Origin of the sequence: Methylobacterium bullatum (assembly GCF_014845095.1) — a bacterium.
GTDB classification, from domain to species: domain Bacteria; phylum Pseudomonadota; class Alphaproteobacteria; order Rhizobiales; family Beijerinckiaceae; genus Methylobacterium; species Methylobacterium bullatum.
The window spans coordinates 1-5,590 of the sequence record NZ_NKUG01000132.1; the positions used below are offsets into that span (position 1 = coordinate 1).

A 5,590-nucleotide genomic window follows, 5' to 3' on the forward strand; every position below is an offset into this window, starting at 1 on the left:
TCACCGGCAAGCGGTGATCCCGTCCCCGAGGGAGGGCTTAGGCCCTCCCTCCGCCTCAACCTGTAGGAGACTTCCATGAATCGCGATCAGTTTCGCGGCGCATCCCGGCATCTGAAGGGACGTGCCCAATCCGCCCTCGGCGGTGTCACCGGCGATCCGGCCCGTCAGGTGCGCGGCGCCGTCAACCAAGTGGCCGGCGGCGCGCAATATGCCTACGGCCGTGCCCGCGACCGTGCCGAGGATTTGGCCCAGGATAGCCGCTATCTCGTCGGCGAAGTCCGGGACCGCGCCGGTAACCTGATCGAGGACGGACGCGGCTTCGCCCGCCATGCAGCCAAGCGCGGCACGACCTATGGCCGCCAGGCGGTCCGCTATGCCGACGACCATCGCGCATCCGCCCTGCTCGGCCTCGCGGCCGTGGCCTTCGCGGTGGGCTGGCTCGCCCGTCCCAAGCGCTGATCCCCGTCATCCGGAGACCTTCGATGATCCGCAAACTCCTGACCTTGTTCGTGCTTCCCAGAATCGTCGCCTATGTCGGACGCCGCCTCAGCGGCCGGGCCGCAGCCCCACCGCGTCGGCCCCGCTGACGACCGCCCATCCGGCCCCGTCGCGGTGGATCCGTCCCTTGTCGACGGGGACGGCGCCCGCCATGCCCGCTCGCGGCGGGGGCATGATACACCCTGTCGCCGCCGATAGGGTCGGTGTCGGGCTTGGCGGGGAGCGGTCGTTCGATCCATGAAGTTCGCCGGCCTCCTCGTCCGCCGCGAGTTCGTCTTCCTTCTGCTCGCCGTGTTCCTCGGCCTCGGGGCCGCCACGGCATACTGGATCTCGCGGGCGACCGTCCTGACGATCGCCGTAGCCCCGAAGGACGGGACCGAGCCGGCGCTGATCCAGGCCTATGCGGATGCTCTTGCCCGGCGGCACAAGGAGATCCGTCTCAAGGTCATCGCCTTCGATGATGTGCGGGACAGTGCCGCCGCGCTCCAGGAAGGCCGCGCCGATCTCGCCGTGGTCCGTCCCGATGTCGACCTGCCCGACAATGGACTGACCCTGGCGATCCTTCGCGACCAGGCGATGATCATCGCCTCTCCAGAGCCGTCGGGGCTGACGAGCTTTCCCGACCTCGATCGGAAGCGCCTCGCGATCCTCGCGCATCGCGATGCCGACCAGGCGCTGATCAAGGCGATGGTCGGCCATTACAGCCTCACCCTTCTCGACAAGGACCCGGAAGGGCCGCTGCCACCGCGCCACGTGGCCCTCGTGGAAATGTCCGAAGCCGACCTCCCCACGGCCCTGGCCAGGAAGCGGGTCGATGCCGTGGTCTCGGTCATTTCACCGACCGCACCCACGGCGCAACGCATCGTCGGCATCGTCCAAGCGGCCAGCAAGACGCGAAAGGTCGCCTTCGTCACGGTCGAGAACGCGGATGCCATCGTCGCCCGTATGCCGCGCCTGCAATCCGTCACCATGCCGGCGGAGACCTTCGGCGGCAGTCCCAAGGTCCCGGCCGAGGACGTTCACACGGTCGGGGCGTCCTACCGCCTGATGGCGCGGGCCAGCCTGTCCCGTCCCGTCGCGGCGGACGTGACCCAGCATCTGTTCGAATTGCGCAGCGGCATGGCCAACGTGACCGCCGCCGCCGATTACGTGCAGGCGCCGAGCTACGACAGCACGGCCGGTGCGACGAGCGCGCGGTTGCCGATCCACCCCGGCGCCGTCGATTTCTTCGAGCGCGAGCAGCAGGGCTTCATCGAGCGCTACGAGACCTGGATCTATCTCGTCGCCTTCCTCGGCGGCGGCATCGGGTCTGGCGTCGCCTGGATCGGCCAGCGTCTGTCGCGGCTGCGCCGGGAACGGATCGAGGAGGCCACCGACCGCCTTCTGCAGATTCGCCAGGAAGCGCAAAGCAGCGCCGATCCTCCGCGCCTGGAACACCTCGCCCGCGAGATCGACGACCTCGCCGGCGAGATCGCCAAGCATGCCCTGGAGCGGCCGACGGAGGCCAGGACCATGTCGGCCGCCGCCATCGCCATCGATGCCGCCCGGTCGACGGTCAAACGCACGATCGCGGCCGGGCAATACGCCGCCGACGCTCCTGGCTTGGCGGGGCGCACGACATCGTCGGAGTCCAGCGCGGCGGAGTGAGGATCGGCCGGCAATCCGCATCGATCGGTGGGGGCATGAGAAAGCGCCGGCGTGTTCCGACAGCACGATCCCCAAGGCATTGATCCCGAAGGCCACGATGCCCAAGGCAAGAAAGCCCCGCGCGCCGGATCATTGGCGCACGGGGCTCGCATTGAACTGACACTCGGCCTCGAATCCTGAGCAGGGTCGCGGCGGCAAGCCATCGCTTCACCTCGCCCAGGACTTTGACGTCACGCAGGTTTCAGGACGCGAAACCCCTCAGAGCACGAAGTCGGTCGCATGCAGGGCTTCGATCGTGCCTCTCAGGACGATCTGGAAGTCCGCCTTGCCGTTTCCGTCGACGTCACCCTCGATGATCGTCGAGCTTCCAGACGTGACAGCATGGAGCTCTCCCTTGTGCTTGCCGAACGCCCCCTCGATGAAGGAGAACGATTGGTCTGTCGCGGCTCCACTCACGGCCTGGATACCGGACAGATCGATGTGATCGGCGCCCACCTTGAAGTCGAGGATCACATCGCGGTTCGCGGCACCGTTGCCGCTATCGCTCACCGTCTTGAAGACGAACGTATCGTTTCCTGCTCCCCCCGTCAGGGTGTCCTGACCCAGTCCACCGACGATCACGTCCTTGCCTGCTCCACCCACGATCGTATTGGCAAACTCGTTGCCCGTGAGCGTCAGAGCCTTGGAACCGAAAGCACGGAGAGCCTCGATCGAGACGCCCGACTCCAGCGCGTAACTGACGCTGGCGTAGACCGTGTCGGTACCGGTCGTCTCGATCACACGATCGTTCGCGTTGTCGACGTAGTAGGTATCGTTGCCGGCGCCACCGGACAGCGTGTCCGCTCCTGTCTTGCCGTCGAGGATGTCGTTGCCCGCGGTTCCGACGATCGTGTTGGCGAAGTTGTTGCCGGTCAGCGTCAGGCCCGTCGACCCCAGGCCTTCGAGCGTCTCGATTTCCTGGCCTGCTTTCAGCGTGTAGCTGACGGACGCACGGACCGTATCGTTACCGGCTGAAGCCGCCTCGGTCACCAGATCGCCGGCATTGTCGACATAGTAGATGTCGTCGCCAAGGTTGCCGAACAGAGCGTCTACGCCGCCCTTGCCATCGATGACGTCGTTGCCGGACGTTCCGACGATCCTGTTGTCGAACTCGTTACCGGTCAGGGCGAGACCGACGGTCCCGGAACCGCGGAGCGCCTCGATCTCCTGGCCTGACATGAGGGAATAGCCCACACTGGTCCGCACCGTGTCGTAGCCACCGCCAACTGCCTCGATGGTCTCGTCACCGATATTGTCGACCAGGTAGGTGTCATCACCGCCCAATCCGGTGAACCGTTCGGCTCCGATGGTGCCGCGGAACGTCTCACTGCCACTTGTGCCGGTGTAGCCATCGATATTCAGGGTACCGGCAGGATCGACCGCCGACGCGCTGACGTCGAAGGGGTTCCCGCTCAGGTCGGCGATGGAGGCTCCATTCAAGGACACGCCCGTGATTGCGAGGTCGCTGGCAATCTGGTCGACCAGCACCGTGTAGTCGAAGACGAGTTTCGTCGAGGTCGATTCCTCCGGGTTGTAGAGTGCGGTCGCGCCATTGCTCAGGGTGATCGCCAGCGCGCCGCCGTTCGCGATGGCCACGGCTTCGGACATGGTGAAGGTGAAGGACACGGTCTGACCCGTGACCAGCGTTCCCGCACCATCCGTGATGCCGGGACCGGAGGCCGCCACGCTGAGCACCGTCGGTGCCCGGGTGTCGACGGCGTAGTTCCCTGTGCTGGCCGTGCTTCCGGTGTTGCCGGCCACGTCCGTGTACGTGGTGGAGAGCGTGACGACGTTGCTGCTGTCCTCGGAGTTGGCGGCCGGGGTCAGCGTCGCGGTGTAGACGACCGACCCGTTCGGACCGGCGGTGGGGCCGCTCAGTTCGCCCAGCTCGCCATTGCCGACGACAAAGTCTCCGCGACCTAAGCCCGTGACGGCCTCCGAGAAGGTGATCGTCACGGTCGCGGTCTCGCCGGCCACCAGGGACGTATCGCTCAGCGTGATCGTGGCGGTCGGAGCCGTCCGATCGACGGTGAAGGATGTCCCCAATGTGCTCTGCTTGGTGTTTCCTGCGATATCGGTGCTGCTGGTGGTCAGCGTGTAGGTCCCGTTGGTGAGCGGTTGGAGACCCGTCTCCAGGAAGGACATGGTGAATTGGCCGCTCTCATTCGCGAGCGTCGTGCCGATGAGTTCGTCATTCAGGAACACGTCGACCGTCGCACCGGCCTCGGCGATACCGAAGAAGTCCGGCGTCGCGGTGCTGGTGATCCCGTCGCCAGGCACGCCCAGATCCGAGCCCGACGCCAGCCCGATGGTGGCCACCGTCGTCGCACGATCGATCGTGACGTTGAAGCTCTCGGTGGTGACGTTGCCGCTCGCATCCTTCACCGAAGCCGAGAACGTATATTCCCGTCCCGCAGCACCGGGCGAAGCAAGGATGGGGCTGACGTTCGTGGTGAAGGTGCCGTCGATGACCGTACCGGTCAGGGTGGTGACGGTTTCGCCATCGTAGATCACGGCGACCTCTACGGTCGCATTCTCGGCAACACCGGTCACCGATCCGCTGACCGTGAGGGTATTGTCGCGCGTGATGTTGTCGGTACCGCTTAGCCCATTGTCCGTCGAGATCGTGAGCCCGCTTATGGTGGGGGCCACCGTATCGATGGTCAGGCTCAGCTCACCGCCAGCCTTACCGGTGTTGCCGGCCTGATCGGTATAGGCGGAATTGGTACCTCCGACCGACAGTGTCGTCATGCCGGCGAAGTTCACCTTCGCCGTGAACTCGCCCGTCCAGGTAATGCCATCGGTGCTCGTCAGGGTTCCCAGCGATCCGGCATTGGCGTCGAAGATGACGTCGCCGGCGTCGAAGCTTTTGACCGCCTCCGAGAAGGTGAAGGTCACCAGCGTGGTCTTGCCGGCGACGTTCAGGCTTTGGTCCGCCGCGCTGATCGAGACCACCGTCGGGTTGACGGTATCGACCGTGACCGGAGCGGACGGGGTGGAGGTGCCGGCATTGCCGGCCAGATCCTTGAACGCCGTGAGGGTGACCTTGGCGGCGGTCGTGCTGTCGTCGGTGGTGGTGAACGTGGCGGTGGCGGAGAGCCCGTCAACGGCAATGACGATCGAGTCTGGATCGACGGTGCCGCCGGTGGCTTTCAGTTCGAGAGAGGTGGGATCGACGGCTTCCGAGAAGGTGAAGGTCACCGTCGAGGTCAGGTTGCCGTCGTTGAAGCTGGTCTTGTCGAACGCGATCTCCACCGTCGGGTTGACGGTATCCACCGTGACCGGAGCGGACGGGGTGGAGGTGCCGGCATTGCCGGCCTTGTCCTTGAACGCCTCGAGGGTGACCGTGGCGTTGGTCACGCTGCTGTCGTCGGCGGTGAATGTGATCTGTCTCTTATAAACATCT

General features: G+C 65.6%; 4 protein-coding genes. 2 read left to right on the forward strand and 2 right to left on the reverse strand.

Annotated features, from left to right (window positions below; all coding sequences use genetic code 11):
* Window positions 1-75 precede the first annotated feature (75 nt).
* Window positions 76-459 carry a CsbD family protein gene (locus tag MBTS_RS17960; RefSeq protein ID WP_192216158.1) on the forward strand — a complete coding sequence of 128 codons (384 nt, stop codon included), beginning with the start codon at window positions 76-78 and terminating at the stop codon, window positions 457-459.
* A gap of 87 nt (window positions 460-546) precedes the next feature.
* On the opposite strand, the gene MBTS_RS24045 is transcribed toward MBTS_RS17960, so the two are convergent.
* Window positions 547-672, reverse strand: coding sequence for a hypothetical protein (locus tag MBTS_RS24045; protein WP_274533762.1), 126 nt, complete (start codon window positions 670-672; stop codon window positions 547-549).
* Between the two features lie 63 nt (window positions 673-735).
* Between MBTS_RS24045 and MBTS_RS17965 the strand changes: the two genes are divergently transcribed.
* Window positions 736-2,145: a TAXI family TRAP transporter solute-binding subunit gene (locus MBTS_RS17965; protein ID WP_192216159.1), complete on the forward strand. Its 1,410-nt coding sequence runs from the start codon at window positions 736-738 to the stop codon at window positions 2,143-2,145.
* Between the two features lie 258 nt (window positions 2,146-2,403).
* Here the strand turns inward: MBTS_RS17965 and MBTS_RS17970 are convergent, their stop codons facing one another.
* On the reverse strand, window positions 2,404-5,460 hold the full coding sequence (locus MBTS_RS17970) for an Ig-like domain-containing protein (protein ID WP_192216160.1): 3,057 nt from the start codon (window positions 5,458-5,460) through the stop codon (window positions 2,404-2,406).
* Window positions 5,461-5,590 lie beyond the last annotated feature (130 nt).

Bases quoted from the DNA above. Each gene is read 5' to 3' on its own strand.
- MBTS_RS17960 (WP_192216158.1), top strand. From the start codon at position 76: ATGAATCGCGATCAGTTTCGCGGCGCATCCCGGCATCTGAAGGGACGT.
- MBTS_RS24045 (WP_274533762.1), bottom strand. From the start codon at position 672: ATGCCCCCGCCGCGAGCGGGCATGGCGGGCGCCGTCCCCGTCGACAAG.
- MBTS_RS17965 (WP_192216159.1), top strand. From the start codon at position 736: ATGAAGTTCGCCGGCCTCCTCGTCCGCCGCGAGTTCGTCTTCCTTCTG.